This is a genomic window from Ulvibacter sp. 2210JD10-4, assembly GCF_058148525.1.
In genome coordinates this window covers 1,121,430-1,140,602 of sequence record NZ_JBYVJZ010000001.1, presented here as the reverse complement: position 1 = coordinate 1,140,602, position 19,173 = coordinate 1,121,430, and the positions used below count along the sequence as shown (strand labels likewise).

The following is a 19,173-nucleotide window of genomic DNA, read 5'->3' as shown; positions in this document are numbered from 1 at the left end:
CATATTGTACGGGGCTTTATCTTTAAAATAGGACAATTGCCCTATTTTTAATGTTCAATTTTTTTTGGTAATTTGTATATCATTAAAAACCATTTGATTATGAAATCTCTTCACTTTTTTATTTTTGTATTTGTAGGTTTAATCTGTAGTGTAAATGCACAGGTGCCACTTCCTATGCCTACTTCAACACCTACTAATATTTCAGGGTCGTCATGGACAAAGATCAACGACCTGGATTATGTATTACGGGATGCCAACGGAAAAACACTTACAAATGTAATGGACATGGTATATTTGAAAACAGATACGCTGGCTGTTCTGGATAAAAGCTCACGTACAGTATATTTATTGGCAGATTTTAAAAATGCTTCTCAAGGAACAGTTGGAAGTGCTCCGGTCCTTGCAAAAAATATTGGAAAGGATTTTTATCTCACGAACCCGTATTCGTTCATCACTTATGTTAATGATAAATCTTATATGGGGTCATTCAGTAATGTAAAAGGGAGCTATATTCATTATATTAAGGATTTTGATGCTACTTATTATTTAGATGGAATCCGAAGTTTTTCTAACTGGGGGGTTAAAAGCATGAATAAATTGGCGACAGCACCAGATAATACTTACTGGTATCGGGATGTAGACAAAGGGCAGTATGGAGTCATTAAAAACGGGAAAGTTATCGATTATTCTAAAGCTTCAACAGAAACGGATGGCAATGATCTTATAGTAAAAATAGATAATGTTAAAACATATGTCCTTCCGGGATATAAGACAATGGCATCTTTTGTATTTAACCCTGTGGCATTGTATACGGGAAGTAGCTCAACAACCACAAGTTCAACAAGTACCGGGACTACAGGTTGTATATCGGGAGATTGTAATAATGGTTGGGGAAAATGGCAATATGAAGATGCATATTATGACGGGTTTTGGAAAAATGGTTTAAAACATGGTTATGGCCTTTATAAGTGGGAAGGGATAGGAAAATATATAGGGAATTGGCAAAATGATACTATGACAGGTTATGGAGCTTATATAGCTGATAATGATGATAATATTGTAGGAGAGTATGGTAACGGGAAATTAAATGGAGTAGGCTATACGGTTACAGGAGGCGATTGGAAACAGGGCATCTATAGTAATGGTGTTTTATCCACTCCTTATACGTTTTATACAAATGATATAGAAACCGGCTGTACAGCGGGAGACTGTCAAAATAAATATGGAAAAATGGTATGGAGCAATGGTGATACCTACATAGGGTTCTTTAAAAAAGGAAATCTATACATAGGCTCCTATACTTTTGCAAATGGTGATAAGTATAGTGGAATGTTCAATGATAAAAATCAATTTCACGGTACAGGACGCTATTTTTATAAAACCGGCGGTTATTATGGAGGTGATTGGAAAAACAACCAATATAACGGTAGAGGATATTATCATGATAAAGACCTCGTAAGGCAAGTTGGAGAATGGTCTAATGGAGTTTTAGTTACTAAAATGTGACAGATAATCTATTAACAATTAATTAAATACGGTAGCTGCCGTATTTTTTTTGAATAAATCTTTCATAAATTTGAATAACACTAAAAACCAAAGTATTATGAAATTAAAAAAGATAGCAGTTTTAGTTGCTTTTATCTTTACAAGTTTAACACTAACTGCACAGGGAACCCCTAGTGTTCCCTCAACAACAGATTCCACTATAAGCCTCGGTTGTGTAAGTGGCGATTGCCAAAATGGTTGGGGAAAGAAAAATTTTGATCATGGTCATTACCATGGATTCTGGCAAAACGGTAAGCGGAATGGCTATGGATTGTTTGATTGGAAAGACTCTGGAAAATATATAGGGTTTTGGGTTGATGATAAAATGACCGGCTATGGAGTATATCTAGGAGTTAAAAAGGACATGGTTGGAGAATATCAGAATGGGTTTATTCAAGGGCTTGGATACATTGTAGAAGGTGAGAAATGGGAGCAGGGAGAATATGATAGTAGTCAGTTGGTAGATGCTTATACATTTTTTGACAATGAGATTACAACGGGATGTACTGCAGGAGATTGTCAAAATAAATATGGTCGTTATAAATGGGATAATGGAGATTCCTTTACTGGGTTTTTTAAAAACGGAAATATGTATTTAGGAACCTACCTATTTGCTAATGGCGACAAATACACCGGACAGTTTAATAATAGCAATCAATTTCACGGGCAAGGCCGTTTTTTCTTTAAAAGTGGAGAATACTACGGAGGTGAATGGCAATATGGAAAATATCATGGCAGAGGCTATTATCTGGGTAATACTGCAAGCGATGATAAAATTGGAACATGGAGCAATGGTACTTTTATGAAATCATTATAATACCTTTATAAACAGGTTATTTTTTGAAAACTTATTTCTAATCTTAATTAAAATAGTATCTTATGATATCTGTACAACTTATCATTTTATTTGTTGTAATTTCTATAGTAGTTGGTTTATTGTTCAATTTTTTTATAAAAAACAGAACTATAAAAGAATTACATAGTAAACGATTACAAGTTCTAACTGAAAATGTAGAGATGCACCAATCTCAAATTCATATCAGAAGCAAGGGTTTAGATAAATACAATTTTTTAAGATATAACCTTACTGAAGCATTAGTGATACAACCGGAAATACAATTGTAGTATTAAGAAACAAACATTTAAAAATGACTTTAAAAAATAGCATCATCATCTTGAGTTTTTTATGTGTAGTATCACTGTCTTTTTCACAGGAAACATTGAAAAATCCGGATAGTGTTTTAGCCGTTCTAAAGGAAGCACCGGAGGATACTTCAAAAGTGATGCTCTATCAAAGAATTGCAGGTCATTACAATATTGTGCATCTGGATAGCGCAAAGGTGTTTGCCGAAAAAGGAATTCAACTGGCAGACGAAATAAAATTCCCCTTTGGAAAGCTGATGAATTTAAATGTATTGGGGAATTATTACGAGAGAAAAACAGATTATAAGAATGCTATGTTGTATTACAACAAAGCACTGGATATAGCCGAGAAAACCAATAGCACCAAAGGTTTTGCCGTAGTGCTCAATAATATTGCAACTGTCCATATCAGAAAAGGAGACTATCAAATAGCACTACCATTGCTTTTTGATGCTCTTAAAGCAGAGGAGAAGCTTGGAAACGAGAACGGTATAGCTCAGGCCTACAATAATATTGGTGTGGTGTATTACTATATGCAAGACTTTGATAAGACGACAGACTATTTAACACGGGCATTAGAAATTCAGGAACAATTAGGAAATTTTTCAGGTTTACAAAATGGATATAATAACGTTGGAGCCATATTTGATTACCAAAAAAAATACGATGAAGCTATAAGATCCTATACAAAAGCCTATAATATAAGTCTGAAACTAGGCGATAAGAAACAACAAGCCTCTAATCTGTCAAACATTGCACTTTCCTATTCAAAAAAAGGAGATTATAGTAATGCTGAGGATTATTTTACCAGATCTCTTCAGCAAAGAGAAGAAGTTAAAGATTATAATGGTCTTACCAGTACCTATGCAAATTTTGGAGAAAGTTTACGAACCCAGGATCAATTTCAAAAAGCCGAAATATATTTAAAAAAAGGACTGGAACTAGCAGAAGAAAATAATATTAAGCTTTCTGCCAGAGAAATATATCACAGCCTTTCCAAATTGGAAAAACAAAAAAATAACCATGAAAAAGCAAATGAATACCTCTATAAATATATTGCTGTAAAAGATTCCATTCTAAATGAAAAAAATGCACAGATCATCACTGAAACGGAAGCCAAATATGAGACCGAAAAAAAGGAAAAAGAAATACTTAAGCAACGAGCACAATTAATTGAAAAAGAACTGGAAGTAAAACGTAAAAACACAATGTTCTTTGGTAGTTTGGGGTTAGCTTTAATATTGGGGTTGATAGGTTATTTATTTTACAATCAACAAAAGCTGAAAAACCGTCAGTTACAAAAGGAAAGCGAATTAAAAGAAGCTTTGGCCAGAATTGAAACTCAGAATAGGCTACAGGAACAACGATTAAGAATTTCCAGAGATTTACACGATAATATTGGAGCACAGCTTACATTTATTATCTCCAGTATAGATAATTTAAAATATGGTTTTACCGAAATAAGCGATAAACTTTCTAATAAACTTTCCAATATCAGCGGTTTTACTTCACAAACTATTTATGAGTTACGTGATACTATTTGGGCAATGAATAAAAGTAATATCTCAGTTGAAGACCTCAAATCCCGTATTACTAACTTTATTGAAAAAGCCAAACAAGCTTCAGAGAATGCAAATTTTGAATTCTATATTGCTCCGGAAATTAGTGAAGAATATACTTTTACTTCGGTAGAGGGGATGAATATTTATCGTATTATTCAGGAAGCTGTAAATAATAGCTTAAAGTACGCTGAAGCTTCGTTGATCTCGGTAGGCATTTCAGAAGAGAACAATCAATTCAAAATTGAAATAAGGGACAATGGGAAAGGTTTTGATGCTGCTAATGTTGAACGAGGCAATGGTCTTAATAACATACAAAAGCGTACTCGCGAAGTAGGTGGAACCATTGATATTAGTTCGGACCTTACAAAAGGGACTTCTGTTGTATTATACATACCTTTTAAATCATTAAAATAGGGCAATTGCCTTATTTTAATATGATGGCAGTCTTCATAATTTTAATTATATTTATAAAACAGGTTGCCCATGAGTTTAAAAGTCGCAATAGTAGATGATAATAGTTTCTTGATCCACGCCATTAAGGAAAAGCTTTCCTTTTTTGATGATATTTCTATAAAACATACTGCTCTAAACGGTAGTGAACTGCTTACCAAACTAGAGGAAAATCATAACCTTGATGTAATTTTAATGGATATAGAGATGCCGGTTCTAAATGGCATTGAGACCACACAGATGGTAAAGCAAAAATATCCTCAGATTAAGATCATCATGCTTACGGTTTTTGATAATGATGAGAATATCTTCAATGCTATAAAAGCAGGTGCGGACGGTTATTTACTAAAAGAGATCAACCCTGAGGATCTCCATAACGGAATTCGGGAAACAATTAATGGAGGTGCTGCAATGAACCCTTCTATTGCATTAAAAACCCTTAAATTGTTGAGAAACCCTATCAATATTCAAAATCCGAATGACCAGGAAGAAATTTCACTTTCTAAACGGGAAGTTGAGGTTTTGGAACAATTGAGTAAGGGACTGAGTTATACAGCAATTGCCAAAAATTTATTTCTATCTCCCAGTACAGTGAGAAAGCATATTGAGAATATCTATAAAAAATTACAGGTTCACAGTAAAATTGAAGCCGTTCAAAAAGCCAAAAACTATAATATTATTTAATCTTCATATCCTTTTGGAAGCTGCCTTGCATCCAAAATATTTTCTACTGAATATCCTAAATAAAGAAGTTCTTTCTCCTGAAAAGGAGATGCGATCAATGTAATTGCAATTGGTTCGCCGGAATCTTTATATCCCATAGGAATCGCCAGACAGGGATGCAAACCGACCGCTGCATATGCCGAATGGTAATTATTAATGGAAAGAATAGCATCTAATTTGTGTATTTTCATTGGTTCTTGAAAAAAAGCATTGCCATTTTCAAGAAGCCTATTACGAATGTTTTGAAAATTGGCCACCGAAGTTGTATCTTCCATAATTCCATCAAAAACCCCCTGATGATAAGGCATACGTGACATACTATCTTTTTTATTGAATGCCATTATATCTTCCATTGTTTTTATTTCTCCAATGCTTGTAGTATACTTTTTAAGATACAATGGAAGGTCTTCTTTCATTTCGAGATTCAGAAGAGTTAAGAAACCTTCGAGTGATAATTCCGGAGGGTTATATTCTATTATAATTGCCCCTTCGGCTTCCAGTTTTTTTACAGTAACCCTATAAATGGAATCATCGAGTAACTCCTTTATAATACCAAGTCTTTTTCCTTTTAAATGGTTTATTTTATTTTCAAGCACATACGATTGTGTTTTGGTAATTGTCACGTCGTCTTCCGGGTCTTTTCCAGCCATTGCATCTAAAAGAATAGCATTGTCAATGACATTCTTGGTCATGGGCCCCGGTGTGTCCAAAGTATGGGAAATGGGTACGATACCAGACCTGCTAAGCACACCAATGGTAGGTTTTAACCCTACCAAAGAGTTTTGACTGGAAGGAGAAATAATGGAACCGGCTGTTTCGGTTCCGATAGCTGCTACGGCATAATTTGCAGCAGTTGCTGTGCCACTACCTGCACTGCTTCCACCGGTTTCAAAGATTTTTCTGCCATAAGGATTAAGTGTTTGCCCACCTATAGCACTATAACCTAATGGGCATCCGGAGCAAAAATAATAGGCCCATTCACTTAGGTTTACTTTTCCCAAAATAAGGGCGCCATTTTTATCCAATTGTGAAACAAGAAAAGCACCTTTAGGATGATTAGTATTTTCCATAACCACAGCTCCGGCAGTAGCTCCCATGTTTTCAGCATTAATATTATCTTTCAATAAAACAGGCATTCCGTAAATAGGATGTTGAGCTCTACTATTTTTGAATTTGTCCCTATCCCTTGCCTGATCAAGAACCCGGGGATTTAAGGCGATGATGGTATGGAGTGTTTTTTCAGGGTCAAGTTCGTATTTGTAAATACGTTTTAAATAGAAAAGTGTTAGTTCTTCATATGTAAAGTTCCCATTGTCAATATGGTTTTGAATAGTTGGAATATCCTGCTCAATAACGAGGGGCCTTAATTGTTGGTAGCGTTCTTCTGAAAAACTACTAACTTCATCGTAGAAATACTTAAACACCTCGCTTTTGTCTAAAAACTTAGACTGGATCAATTTAAATTTCATCCTATCTTTTTCGTGATCCTGCTGTATAGCAATTTCTTCGGTTTCATCATAAGGTTCCCATAAGATTACAGTTTCGGCTTCCTCGGTTTTATTTTTACAGGAAAATAGAGTGGCTACTGTAATAAGGGCAATACTAACAATATAAAGTAATTTTTTCATGACCTTTAAATTTCTATAAATGTAAAAAACCACTCTGATATTGTGAGTGGTTTTTTCTGAAATTCAAAAAATACTTTTGGGGTTGTATTATAGTTGCGGACTACTATCGAATACTTTAAAGTCTACAATCCAAAGGCCTTGCGAACTTTATCTACATAATCCAATTTCTCCCAGGTAAACAATTCTACCTCTTTTGTCACACTACCATTGTAAGGGCTTTCAAAAATCTTAGTTACTATTTCCGGGTCTCTGCCCATATGGCCATAGGCAGCTGTTTCCAAATAGATAGGGTTGCGAAGTTTTAATCTGTCTTCAATTGCGGCTGGTCGCATATCGAATAATTCAGCAGTAATTTTTGCAATTTCGCCATCAGTTATAGCAACATGAGATGTTCCATGCGTATTCACCAAAATGGAAGTTGGTTCAACCACACCTATGGCATAAGATACTTGTACCAGTACTTCATCTGCAACACCGGCTGCTACCAGATTTTTGGCAATATGGCGAGCGGCATAAGCAGCACTTCTATCCACTTTACTAGGGTCCTTACCACTAAAAGCTCCACCCCCATGGGCACCTTTACCTCCATAGGTATCTACAATGATCTTACGTCCGGTAAGACCGGTATCTCCGTGTGGGCCTCCAATTACAAATTTCCCTGTAGGGTTAATGTGGTAGGTGATATTATCGTTAAACAACTCTTGTACATATTGAGGTAATTTTGCTTTAACCCGCGGAATAAGGATTTCAATAATGTCCTTTTTAATTTTTGCCAGCATTACTTCATCTTCGTCAAAATCATCATGCTGTGTGGAAACTACAATAGCTACGATCTTTTGAGGAACATTATCATCACTGTATTCTATGGTAACCTGGCTTTTAGAATCCGGACGCAAATACTTAATTTCATTATTTTCACGGCGAAGCGCTGCTAATTCTAATAATATCTTATGCGAAATATCCAACGCCAAAGGCATATAATTGGAAGTTTCTTTAGTAGCATAACCAAACATCATTCCCTGATCTCCAGCACCCTGTTCTTCTTTACTGGAGCGGTCTACTCCTTGATTGATATCCTGAGATTGTTCATGTATGAGAGAAATTACACCACAGGAATCACCACTAAATTGATAGGCTCCTTTTGTATACCCAATTTTATTGACCACATCCCTTGCGATGGTTTGCACATCGAGATACGTATTGCTTTTTACTTCTCCTGCTAAAACTACCTGTCCTGTCGTTACCAATGTTTCACATGCCACTTTAGAATTGGGATCGAAGGCTAAAAAATGGTCCAACAAAGCATCACTAATTTGATCTGAAACTTTATCCGGGTGACCTTCAGAAACACTTTCTGAAGTAAATAAGTATGCCATTACAATTATTTTAAATTAATATTTTGTGATGATTTGACGTATACGCCCAAGGTAGTTTACACTGCCTTTAGCATTTTTTATAGAGGTTGCAATCAGTCAAATCTTTCCTCTTATAGATTTGCAGCAAAAGTAAAAAAATACAATTGGAAAGAGTGAAAAAATATTTATTTTTTGAAATTATTAGGATTACAAAAATATTTTTATGAATATTTGAAACAACAAATGAGAACACAAATTTTAAATACCTTTTCAATTATTGTCACTGTAATTATTTTACGGAGATAAGGAATGGTATAGAAAATTAAAAATATTTTTAAAAGCCTTTCCAAAACGGAAGGCTTTTTTAATTGGGTCATATCCTAATATAAGAAACAAATGTATACATCTATTACAGTCGTGATTACAATAGTCATTATTAACTCTTCCTAGAGTTGGTACAGATCGCTATTATAGTAAAAACGTAAAGCCTGTATCAATTTTGATACAGGCTTTTTTGATTTTTAAAAGCAATTGGACATCATAAAGCAACAAATGTAATAAGCTAATAATCAACATATTAAAAAATATAAGTAGAAAATGAGTTTAAATAGTAATACCAAAGTAAAATTTCTTAAAGATTGTAAAAATATAATTTCGAACCAATAAATAATTGTAATGTATTATAATAATGAAACCATAATATACCTGGATGGTGCCTGGAAAAAAGCTTCTGAAGCTACCACAGGGCTTTTTGCACAAACACTTCATTATGGCAATGGTGTTTTTGAAGGAATACGTTCCTATGGAACACCGGATGGCCCACAGATATTTAAACCAAAGGAACATTATGAAAGATTGTTGTATTCGGCAAAAGCAATGCATATTCCTCTTTCATATACAGTCCACGAGCTAACTGTTTTAAGCTATGAGCTACTAAAGAAAAATAACCTTCAAGATGCCTACATCCGTCCTTTGGTCTTTCAGGCTGAAAACATGGCGTTGCAACCCGCACCAACATCACATCTGTTACTCTGTGCATGGGAATGGGATAAATATCTAGGAGAAAAACAGGTGCGTGTAATGACATCCAGTTATCAGCGCCCTAATCCAAGATCAACACATATTCAGGCAAAAATTGTTGGCCATTACACCAATTCAATATTGGCCACTACCGAAGCTAAAGCAGCGGGATACGATGAAGCCCTTTTGTTAGATGCCCAGGGATATGTGGCAGAAGGCCCCGGTGCTAACTTTTTTTATGAAAAGAACGGTGTCTTATATACCTGTCCTTTAGGAAATATCTTATCAGGAATCACCCGTCAAACCATTTTTGAATTGGCCAAAAACCTTGACTATGTTATCATAGAAAAAAAATTTACCCCTAGTGATGTGTATAAAGCTGATGGTGCTTTTTTTACTGGAACAGCTGCAGAAGTTGCTCCTATTAAGTCACTGGACGGTCATTCATTCAATAAACCATGGGAAAATACTATTGGCTATAAACTTTCCGGTCAGTATCAGGATCTGGTGAGACGTAATTCTATAAACTTTTTTCAACCCGCATACTAATGAAACTAAATAAATACAGCCAAACAGTAACCCAGGACCCAACCCAGCCTGCCGCACAGGCAATGTTGCATGCGGTTGGTCTGACAAATCTTGATCTATTAAAACCTATGGTGGGAATTGCCAGTACCGGCTATGAAGGAAATCCATGTAATATGCATCTCAATGATTTGGCAAAGTTGGTGAAACAAGGAACTCAGGAAGAAGATGTTGTTGGGCTTATTTTTAATACAATAGGTGTAAGTGACGGTATTTCCATGGGGACTCCGGGAATGCGTTACTCTTTGCCTTCCCGAGACCTAATTGCAGATTCTATGGAAACTGTTGTACAGGCAATGAGCTATGACGGTTTAATAACAGTAGTAGGTTGCGATAAAAATATGCCGGGCGCATTAATGGCAATGATTCGTTTGGACCGGCCATCAATTTTAGTATATGGAGGAACTATAGATTCTGGTTGTCATAATGGAAAAAAGCTGGATGTAGTATCTGCTTTTGAAGCCTGGGGAAGTAAAGTTGCTGGTACCATGACGGAGGTCGAATATCAAAATATTGTTGAAAAAGCTTGCCCGGGAGCAGGAGCTTGTGGAGGGATGTATACAGCCAATACAATGGCTTCAGCAATAGAAGCGCTAGGAATGGCACTCCCTTTTAATGCTTCCAATCCCGCATTGAGCGATGAGAAAAAGCAAGAATCCGTACAAGCAGGTGAAGCTATAAGAGATTTATTGGAAAAAGATATAAAGCCTTCAGACATTATAACACGTAAATCCATGGAAAATGCAATAAGGCTTGTAACTGTCCTTGGAGGTTCTACAAATGCAGTTCTTCATTTTTTGGCTATTGCCAGAGCTGCGAATATAGATTTTTCGCTTAAAGATTTTCAGAAAATAAGCGATACGACCCCTTTTTTAGCCGATCTAAAACCAAGTGGGAAGTACCTCATGGAAGATATACATGCAATAGGAGGAATCCCGGCTGTATTAAAATATTTACTTCGGAAAGGACTACTTCATGGAGAATGCTTAACAGTAACCGGAAAAACGGTAGCCGAAAATTTATTGAGCATAGAAGACCTGGAGGAAGGACAGGATGTTATAAAAACTATAGAAAAACCTATTAAAACAACGGGACATTTGCGAATACTCTACGGAAACTTAGCCAAAGAAGGATGTGTTGCGAAAATAACCGGAAAGGAAGGATTGAGCTTTACAGGAAAAGCAAAAGTATTTGAGAGCGAATATGATGCAAATAACGGTATTCGTGACGGTAAAGTTGAAAAAGGAGATGTAATTGTTATTCGCTATGAAGGTCCTAAAGGTGGCCCCGGAATGCCAGAAATGCTAAAACCAACGGCAGCAATAATGGGAGCAGGCCTGGGAAATGATGTAGCACTAATAACAGATGGCCGGTTTTCTGGTGGAACACATGGTTTTGTGGTTGGACATATTACACCTGAAGCACAAGAAGGGGGGACAATTGCTCTTGTTGAACAAGGAGATATTATTACAATCGATGCGGTAACAAACAGTATCATATTAGAGGTTTCTGAAGAAGAATTACAAAAAAGAAGACTACAATGGTCACCGCCAAAATTAAAGGTAAGCCGAGGTGCCCTGTATAAATATGCAAAAACAGTTGCATCTGCATCCAAAGGATGTGTAACAGACGAATTTTAAAATGTCATTATGGAGACACAAATATTAAAAGAAAAACATACAGTACACAAAATCACAGAACGGATCACAGGGTGCGAAGCTATTGTAAAATGCTTATTGGTAGAAGGAGTAGATGTTCTTTACGGATATCCCGGAGGAACTATCATGCCGGTTTACGATGTGTTGCATAGATATCAAGATGAAATCAGGCATGTTTTAACGCGCCATGAACAAGGAGCAGCGCATGCGGCACAAGGTTATGCGCGAATCTCCGGAAAAATAGGTGTTGCGATAGCAACTTCGGGGCCCGGAGCCACTAACTTAGTGACAGGCATTGCGGATGCTCATATAGATTCCACACCAATGGTTTGCATTACCGGACAGGTAGCTTCACACTTATTAGGGAGTGATGCATTTCAGGAAACAGATATTGTAAGTATTTCTACACCGGTCACTAAATGGAATCATCAGATAACAAAAGCTTCAGAGATTCCTGAGGTTATTGCCAAAGCATTCTACATAGCTAAAAGCGGCCGTCCGGGGCCGGTACTTATCGATATTACCAAGGATGCGCAGTTTGAAGAATTTGATTTTGAGTATAAAAAGTGTACAGGCATACGTAGTTATAATCCTGTTCCTGAAATCGTTACAACAGCCATACAAAAAGCAGCTCAGCTTATCAATGATGCTAAAAATCCTATGATTATCTGGGGACAGGGTGTGATTCTGGGCGAAGCCGAAGAAGAGCTGAAAGCAGTTATTGAAAAAACAGGTATTCCGGCTGCCTGGACCATTTTAGGAGCCTCGGCCATACCAACTTCACATCCTTTGAATGTAGGTATGGTAGGAATGCATGGAAATTATGCACCCAATAAATTGACTAATGAATGCGATGTGTTGATCGCAATAGGAATGCGTTTCGATGATCGGGTTACAGGAGATTTAGCAACCTATGCCAAACAAGCTAAGGTCATCCATTTTGAGATCGATCCGTCCGAAATTGATAAAAATGTAAAGACTCATGTCGCAGTATTGGGAAATGCTAAGGAAAGCCTTCGGAAATTATTGCCATTGCTTACTGAAAAAAGCTATCCAAAATGGCACCAGCAATTCAAAGAGCTGTATAAAATTGAATTTGAAAAAGTCATTGATAAAGATCTCAATCCCGTTAAAGAAAGACTTACTATGGGCGAGGTATTAAAGGAGATAAATACCCGGAGCAAAGGAAAAGCTGCTATAGTAAGTGATGTAGGGCAACACCAAATGATCGCTTGCCGTTATGCTCAATTTAATGAAACTAAAAGCAATATAACCTCCGGAGGATTGGGAACTATGGGTTTTGCACTTCCGGCTGCAGTTGGAGCAAAAATGGCTGCTCCGGAACGGGATGTAGTAGCAATAATTGGAGATGGAGGTTATCAAATGACCATTCAGGAATTGGGAACGATCTTACAAACCAAAGTAGCCGTTAAGATTGTGGTTTTAAACAATGAATTTTTGGGCATGGTACGACAATGGCAACAGTTGTTTTTTGACAAGCGCTATGCTTCAACAGAGTTGGTTAATCCGGATTTCGTAAATATTGCCAAGGGATATTTTATAAAAGCCAAACGAGTGACAGAACGCAAAGAATTATCTACTTCAGTAAAAGAAATGATGGAGTATGAAGGGCCGTATTTTCTTGAAGTATCTGTAGAAAAAGAAGATAATGTGTTTCCAATGATTCCTTCGGGAGCATCGGTTTCAGAAATTAGGTTGAGTTAATTATGGAAAATAAAAAACAATTGTATACGGTATCTATTTATACCGAAAACAACGTAGGATTACTAAATCGTATTTCAGCAATATTTCAACGTAGAAAAATAAATATTGAAAGTATTAATTCTTCTGTTTCAGAAATAGATGGTGTTTCCCGTTGGTCTATTATTGTGGAGGTTTCCAAAGAACAGATCCGAAAGATCATCGGCCAGATCGAGAAGCAGGTAGAAGTCATTAGGGCCTACTATCATACAGATGAAGAAACAATTTACCAAGAATCATGTCTCCTTAAGATTAAGAGCGATCTGCTTTTTGAAGACTTACAAATTCAGGATATTATCAAAAAAAGCCATGCTCGGATTGTTATGGTGAATCAGGAATTCTTTGTTCTCGAAAAATCAGGGCGAAAAAATGAAGTAGAACTTCTATATCACCAATTAAAACCCTTTGGTATTATGCAATTTGTCCGTTCGGGGCGTATTGCAGTAACAAAAGACCAACTAAAAATTTCAACACTCTTAGAAGCTTTTAACGCTTAAAATTATGTACAATGGAAAATTATTTTAACACATTATCTCTTAGAGAAAAATTAGAACAATTAGGCAAATGCCGATTTATGGAACCTTCAGAATTTAATAGTGGTATAAAGGTTTTGGAAGGTAAAAGAATAGTTATCATTGGTTGCGGTGCACAAGGCCTGAACCAAGGATTAAATATGAGAGACTCCGGCCTTGATATTTCGTATGCGTTACGTCAAGCCGCTATAGATGAGCAACGGGAATCATACAAAAATGCTATTGCTAATGATTTTAATGTTGGAACTTATGAAGTATTAATCCCAACAGCCGATCTGGTTTTAAATCTTACACCAGATAAACAACATACAAATGTTGTAACAACTGTGATGCCCTTAATGAAAAAAGGTGCGACATTATCTTACTCACATGGTTTTAATATTGTGGAAGAAGGAATGCAAATACGGGAAGATATCACAGTGATCATGGTTGCTCCTAAATGCCCCGGAACTGAAGTTAGGGAAGAATATAAACGAGGTTTTGGAGTACCTACTCTAATTGCAGTACACCCCAAGAACGATCCGGAAAACAAAGGTTGGGACCAAGCTAAAGCCTATGTATATGCTACGGGCGGACACAGGGCAGGTGTGTTGGCATCTTCTTTTGTTGCCGAAGTGAAAAGCGATTTAATGGGTGAACAAACCATTCTTTGTGGGGTATTACAAACAGGATCTATTTTGAGCTTTGATAAAATGGTGGAACAAGGAGTTGAACCTATGTATGCTTCAAAATTAATTCAGTACGGTTGGGAAACCATCACTGAAGCGTTGAAACATGGTGGAATTACCAATATGATGAATCGCCTGTCAAATCCTGCAAAACTAAGGGCGTTTCAACTTTCCGAAGAGCTAAAGGAAATTATGAAACCCTTGTTCGAAAAACATATGGATGATATCATGAGCGGGCATTTTTCTGAAGGAATGATACAGGATTGGGCAAATAATGATACTAATTTGTTGAACTGGCGCGCAGCAACCGGCAAAACACCTTTCGAAATGACTGATCCAATACCGGGACATATAAACGAACAAACCTATTTTGATCATGGAACCTTATTGGTTGCTTTTGTCAAAGCAGGTGTTGAACTGGCTTTTGAAACCATGGTCGCTTCCGGAATAGTTGAAGAATCTGCTTATTATGAGTCACTGCACGAACTGCCTCTTATTGCAAATACTATTGCCAGAAAGAAACTTTTTGAAATGAATCGAATCATCTCAGATACCGCAGAATATGGCTGCTATTTGTTTTATCATGCTGCAAAGCCACTGTTGGTAAATTTTATGAAAACCATACAACCTAAAGATATAGGAAGAAATTATCCTGCTAAAGCAACAGACAATGTAAAATTGATAAAAGTCAATGCTGCAATAGAATCACAAAAAATTGAAAGCGTAGGAAAAAAGCTCCGTAATGCAATGAAGGCAATGAAATCTATCAATGTGAAAACACGGCAAGAACCAGTTTTAGTATAGCATATGGAAACAATTGCTACCTATTTTCCAACACTGCAAAGTGTGGAACAAGCAGCGGTAAAGCTTAAAGAAGTTATTACTAAGACTCCTTTGTCCCGGAGCGAACGTTATTCGAAAGCATTTAACAGTAATGTTTTTTTTAAACGTGAAGATCTGCAAGTAGTGCGTTCCTATAAAATACGCGGAGCGTACAATAAAATTTCTTCTCTGTCTGCTTCAGAAAGACAACAGGGTATTGTTTGTGCCAGTGCCGGAAATCATGCACAAGGAGTAGCTTTGTCATGTAAACTGTTAAAAATTAAAGGGACTGTTTATATGCCTGCGACAACACCTGTTCAAAAAATTGAACAGGTGAAAATGTTTGGAGGAGATGTGGTAAAGGTAAAGCTGGAAGGTGATACTTTTGATGATTCCCATGAACTCGCTATGGCTGAATGCAATCATCTTAAAAAGATCTTTGTACATCCTTTCAATGATATAAAAGTTATTGAAGGGCAGGCTACAGTTGGATTGGAACTGTTAGAGCAAACTCAGCAACCTTTAGATTATGTTTTTGTCCCTGTGGGAGGAGGTGGATTATCATCGGGACTTAGCAGTGTTTTTAAACAAGTATCACCCAAAACCAAAATTATTGGAGTAGAACCGCAGGGAGCTCCGGCAATGAAAGTATCTATAGAAAAAGGAGTGAACACGACGCTAAAAAACATCGAAAAGTTTGTGGACGGTGCAGCTGTACATCGTGTAGGCGATTTAAACTTTTCGATCTGTAGAGAAACATTAGACGCCGTAGTTACTGTTCCGGAAGGTAAAGCTTGTCAAACCTTACTTGAATTATATAATAAAGATGCAATAATTGTTGAGCCGGCAGGAGCTTTGAGTATTGCTGCGTTGGATTTCTATACCGAAGAGATTAAAGGAAAAAATATAGCCTGTATAATAAGTGGTGGTAATAATGATATTACAAGAACTGCCGAGATCAAGGAACGTGCTTTATTGTATTCTAATTTAAAGCATTATTTTATTGTTAAGTTTCCGCAGCGGGTGGGTGCATTGCGTCAATTTGTTGCCGAAGTTTTAGGCCCGGATGATGATATTACCCACTTCGAGTACACCAAAAAAACCAATCGCGAAAATGGTGCTGCAGTGGTAGGTTTAGAATTAAAATCTTATTTAGATTTACAACCATTGACCGCCCGGATGAAAAAATATAATTTTTATGAAGATTATCTCAACGATAAGCCTGAATTATTTCAGTTTTTAGTATAATTACAATACCAAATTATTTAAAGAAAATACCTGTGCAAGTACTTAAATTCGGGGGGACATCCGTAGCGAATTCAGAAAACATTTCAAAAGTTGTAGACATACTTCAATCTAAGTCTAAAGAAGATTCTGTCATTGCAGTAGTATCTGCTTTAGGTGGAATGACGGATACTTTACAACAAGCAGGAGAACTGGCAAATTTAAAAGATGCAAAATACCTCAATTTGTTTGATTCAATTAAGGAACGGCATTTAGAAACCGCAGGTCAGTTAGGACTAAAAGAAACAGCATTGTTACAGATTGAAGATCAATTAGCAAATCTGAAGAGTATTTTTCAGGGGGTTTACTTAATCAATGAGTTTTCAGCAAAAACAAAAGACAAAGTACTAAGTTTTGGAGAGTTATTATCTTCTTTTATTATTTCTGAAAAGCTAAAAGTTAAAATGAATGATGCCTGGTTAAAAGACAGTCGTGATCTTATTTTAACTGACTCTAGCTATACCCAAGCACAGCTGCTTTCTGAAGCAACAGAAAAAAATATACAAACCTATTTCAATTCAAACCCGGCAAAAGTAACCATAATGCCAGGCTTTGTGTCCAGAAATGTAGAAGGAGACACAACGACGTTAGGAAGGGGAGGATCAGACTTTACCGCTGCGATTCTTGCAGCTGCATTAGATGCTTCTGTTCTGGAGATATGGACAGATGTAAGCGGGATGTATACTGCCAATCCAAAATTGGTAAAACAAGCTTTTCCTGTCAAAGAATTATCATATCAGGAAGCTATGGAGCTTTCTCATTTTGGTGCTAAAGTGTTATACCCTCCTACCATTCGTCCGGTACTTGAAAAGAATATTCTTATTGCTATAAAGAACACCTTCAAGCCGAAAGCTGCAGGTACCTATGTTCATAGAGAAGTAAATAACGAACAGGGACCGGTAAAAGGAATTAGTCATTTGCCGGATATTGCATTGCTTACTTTGGAAGGTAACGGAATGGTTGGAATTCCTGGATTTTCAAAACGACTATTCGAAACACTTTCTTCTGAAAATATAAATGTGATCTTGATCACACAGGCTTCTTCAGAGCATTCTATTTGCGTAGCTGTGCAGTCTGGAGATATTCCAAATGCTGAATCCGCTATTAATGCTGCTTTTGCCTACGAGATATCTCTTGGAAAGATAGATCCTGTATTGGTAGAGGATAACTTAGCCATTATTGCCGTGATTGGCGATAATATGAAAAATCATCAGGGGGTGAGTGGAAAAATGTTTAGTTCACTTGGCAAAAACAATGTGAATATTCGTGCTATTGCACAAGGAGCTTCCGAACGTAATATCTCTGCTGTTATTGCCAGAAAAGATGTAAAAAAGGCCTTAAATACATTGCATTACCGCTTCTTTGAACGCCAGGTAAGAACACTTCATTTATTTATTGTAGGTGTTGGAAATGTGGGACGTAGGTTACTTGATCAAATACAGCAACAACAGGAATACTTGCATGAAAACCTACTTTTAAATATTAAAGTTGTTGGATTGAGCAATTCAAAAAAAATGATTTTTAAAGAAGATGGGATCAAGCTTGATAATTGGCTCGATGCTTTGAACAATGGACTTGAAAATGTTCCGGGACATTGGTTTCAGACCATAAAAGAACTCAATCTGCAAAATAGTGTATTTGTAGATGTTACAGCCAATGCAAAAGTAGCTGATACTTACAGCCAATATTTGCGTGAAAGTATGGCCGTTGTAGCTTGTAATAAAATTGCTTGTTCAGCACAGTTGTCAAAATATCAGGAACTTAAAAAGCTTTCAAAAAAATACAATGTCCCATTCTTGTTCGAGACCAATGTAGGAGCAGGATTACCAATAATAAATACCCTTAATAATTTAATCAATTCCGGAGATAAAGTTATATCTATTGAAGCTGTTCTTTCCGGAAGTCTCAATTTTATATTTAACAATTTTAGCCGTAAAAGATCCTTTTTCGATGTTGTACAACAAGCACAAGAGGAGGGTTATACTGAGCCCGACCCTAGAATTGATCTAAGTGGGGTAGATGTAGCCCGTAAAATTTTGATCCTTGCGCGTGAAAGTGGAAATGAGTTGAATCTTGAAGACATTGAAAATATTTCATTTTTACCGAAACCTTCTTTAGAAGCAAATACTATATCTGATTTCTATGAAACACTTAAAAAGGAAGCTCCTCATTTTAATGCCCTATATGAAAACGCACAAAAGAATGATAGCCGCCTTAAATATGTTGCCACATTCAGTAACAACAAAGCAAAAGTGAGCTTACAGGAAGTAAATCGGGAACATCCCTTCTATAATTTGGATGGAAAAGATAATATTGTCTTATTTTACACTTCCAGATATGCAGATCAACCTTTAATTGTAAAAGGAGCCGGGGCAGGGGCAGAAGTAACGGCATCAGGTTTATTTGGTGATATTATTAGTTTAGGTAAAAAATAGA

The 19,173-nt window shown here is 36.5% G+C and carries 14 protein-coding genes; 12 read left to right on the top strand and 2 right to left on the bottom strand.

The window, feature by feature from the left end; all coding sequences use genetic code 11:
• The first annotated feature begins 99 nt into the window (after positions 1-99).
• From ACY2RT_RS05655 to ACY2RT_RS05635, 5 genes are all read left to right on the top strand, one after another.
• Entirely contained in the window at positions 100-1,506 is a 1,407-nt protein-coding gene (locus ACY2RT_RS05655; protein ID WP_490154906.1) for an MORN repeat-containing protein, read from the top strand.
• Positions 1,507-1,603: 97 nt separating this feature from the next.
• Positions 1,604-2,362 carry an MORN repeat-containing protein gene (locus ACY2RT_RS05650; RefSeq protein ID WP_490154905.1) on the top strand — a complete coding sequence of 253 codons (759 nt, stop codon included), beginning with the start codon at positions 1,604-1,606 and terminating at the stop codon, positions 2,360-2,362.
• A gap of 62 nt (positions 2,363-2,424) precedes the next feature.
• Positions 2,425-2,670 carry a hypothetical protein gene (locus tag ACY2RT_RS05645; RefSeq protein ID WP_490154904.1) on the top strand — a complete coding sequence of 82 codons (246 nt, stop codon included), beginning with the start codon at positions 2,425-2,427 and terminating at the stop codon, positions 2,668-2,670.
• Between the two features lie 23 nt (positions 2,671-2,693).
• Positions 2,694-4,664: a tetratricopeptide repeat-containing sensor histidine kinase gene (locus ACY2RT_RS05640; protein ID WP_490154903.1), complete on the top strand. Its 1,971-nt coding sequence runs from the start codon at positions 2,694-2,696 to the stop codon at positions 4,662-4,664.
• Between the two features lie 69 nt (positions 4,665-4,733).
• Positions 4,734-5,384, top strand: a complete 651-nt coding sequence (locus ACY2RT_RS05635) for a response regulator (RefSeq protein ID WP_490154902.1) — start codon at positions 4,734-4,736, stop codon at positions 5,382-5,384.
• Here the strand turns inward: ACY2RT_RS05635 and ACY2RT_RS05630 are convergent.
• Both ACY2RT_RS05630 and metK read right to left on the bottom strand, forming a co-directional pair.
• Positions 5,381-7,051, bottom strand: coding sequence for an amidase family protein (locus ACY2RT_RS05630; RefSeq protein ID WP_490154901.1), 1,671 nt, complete (start codon positions 7,049-7,051; stop codon positions 5,381-5,383). The genes ACY2RT_RS05635 and ACY2RT_RS05630 overlap by 4 nt on opposite strands.
• A 122-nt stretch (positions 7,052-7,173) precedes the next feature.
• A complete protein-coding gene (gene metK, locus ACY2RT_RS05625) occupies positions 7,174-8,427 on the bottom strand; it encodes a methionine adenosyltransferase (RefSeq protein ID WP_490154900.1) in 1,254 nt (417 codons plus the stop codon).
• Positions 8,428-9,081: 654 nt separating this feature from the next.
• Between metK and ACY2RT_RS05620 the strand changes: the two genes are divergently transcribed.
• Genes ACY2RT_RS05620 through thrA form a run of 7 tightly spaced genes read left to right on the top strand, consistent with a single transcriptional unit; the run spans position 9,082 to position 19,172 of the window.
• A complete protein-coding gene (locus ACY2RT_RS05620; protein WP_490154899.1) occupies positions 9,082-9,975 on the top strand; it encodes a branched-chain amino acid transaminase in 894 nt (297 codons plus the stop codon).
• Positions 9,975-11,651: a dihydroxy-acid dehydratase gene (ilvD, locus tag ACY2RT_RS05615; protein ID WP_490154898.1), complete on the top strand. Its 1,677-nt coding sequence runs from the start codon at positions 9,975-9,977 to the stop codon at positions 11,649-11,651. Before ACY2RT_RS05620 ends, ilvD begins: the two co-directional genes overlap by 1 nt.
• A gap of 9 nt (positions 11,652-11,660) precedes the next feature.
• A complete protein-coding gene (gene ilvB / locus ACY2RT_RS05610; RefSeq protein ID WP_490154897.1) occupies positions 11,661-13,394 on the top strand; it encodes a biosynthetic-type acetolactate synthase large subunit in 1,734 nt (577 codons plus the stop codon).
• 2 nt (positions 13,395-13,396) lie between these two features.
• The gene (gene ilvN, locus ACY2RT_RS05605) at positions 13,397-13,927 is read left to right on the top strand and encodes an acetolactate synthase small subunit (protein WP_490154896.1); all 531 of its coding nucleotides are present in this window, start codon (positions 13,397-13,399) and stop codon (positions 13,925-13,927) included.
• Positions 13,928-13,938: 11 nt separating this feature from the next.
• A complete protein-coding gene (ilvC, locus tag ACY2RT_RS05600; protein WP_490154895.1) occupies positions 13,939-15,435 on the top strand; it encodes a ketol-acid reductoisomerase in 1,497 nt (498 codons plus the stop codon).
• A 3-nt stretch (positions 15,436-15,438) separates the two neighbouring features.
• Positions 15,439-16,701, top strand: a complete 1,263-nt coding sequence (ilvA, locus tag ACY2RT_RS05595) for a threonine ammonia-lyase IlvA (RefSeq protein WP_490154894.1) — start codon at positions 15,439-15,441, stop codon at positions 16,699-16,701.
• 32 nt (positions 16,702-16,733) lie between these two features.
• Positions 16,734-19,172 carry a bifunctional aspartate kinase/homoserine dehydrogenase I gene (gene thrA, locus ACY2RT_RS05590; protein WP_490154893.1) on the top strand — a complete coding sequence of 813 codons (2,439 nt, stop codon included), beginning with the start codon at positions 16,734-16,736 and terminating at the stop codon, positions 19,170-19,172.
• The last annotated feature ends 1 nt before the right edge of the window (position 19,173 follow it).

What these genes read in the sequence shown, in the direction of transcription:
- ACY2RT_RS05655 (WP_490154906.1), top strand. Translation starts at nt 100, where the DNA reads ATGAAATCTCTTCACTTTTTTATTTTTGTATTTGTAGGTTTAATCTGT.
- ACY2RT_RS05650 (WP_490154905.1), top strand. Translation starts at nt 1,604, where the DNA reads ATGAAATTAAAAAAGATAGCAGTTTTAGTTGCTTTTATCTTTACAAGT.
- ACY2RT_RS05645 (WP_490154904.1), top strand. Translation starts at nt 2,425, where the DNA reads ATGATATCTGTACAACTTATCATTTTATTTGTTGTAATTTCTATAGTA.
- ACY2RT_RS05640 (WP_490154903.1), top strand. Translation starts at nt 2,694, where the DNA reads ATGACTTTAAAAAATAGCATCATCATCTTGAGTTTTTTATGTGTAGTA.
- ACY2RT_RS05635 (WP_490154902.1), top strand. Translation starts at nt 4,734, where the DNA reads ATGAGTTTAAAAGTCGCAATAGTAGATGATAATAGTTTCTTGATCCAC.
- ACY2RT_RS05630 (WP_490154901.1), bottom strand. Translation starts at nt 7,051, where the DNA reads ATGAAAAAATTACTTTATATTGTTAGTATTGCCCTTATTACAGTAGCC.
- metK (WP_490154900.1), bottom strand. Translation starts at nt 8,427, where the DNA reads ATGGCATACTTATTTACTTCAGAAAGTGTTTCTGAAGGTCACCCGGAT.
- ACY2RT_RS05620 (WP_490154899.1), top strand. Translation starts at nt 9,082, where the DNA reads ATGTATTATAATAATGAAACCATAATATACCTGGATGGTGCCTGGAAA.
- ilvD (WP_490154898.1), top strand. Translation starts at nt 9,975, where the DNA reads ATGAAACTAAATAAATACAGCCAAACAGTAACCCAGGACCCAACCCAG.
- ilvB (WP_490154897.1), top strand. Translation starts at nt 11,661, where the DNA reads ATGGAGACACAAATATTAAAAGAAAAACATACAGTACACAAAATCACA.
- ilvN (WP_490154896.1), top strand. Translation starts at nt 13,397, where the DNA reads ATGGAAAATAAAAAACAATTGTATACGGTATCTATTTATACCGAAAAC.
- ilvC (WP_490154895.1), top strand. Translation starts at nt 13,939, where the DNA reads ATGGAAAATTATTTTAACACATTATCTCTTAGAGAAAAATTAGAACAA.
- ilvA (WP_490154894.1), top strand. Translation starts at nt 15,439, where the DNA reads ATGGAAACAATTGCTACCTATTTTCCAACACTGCAAAGTGTGGAACAA.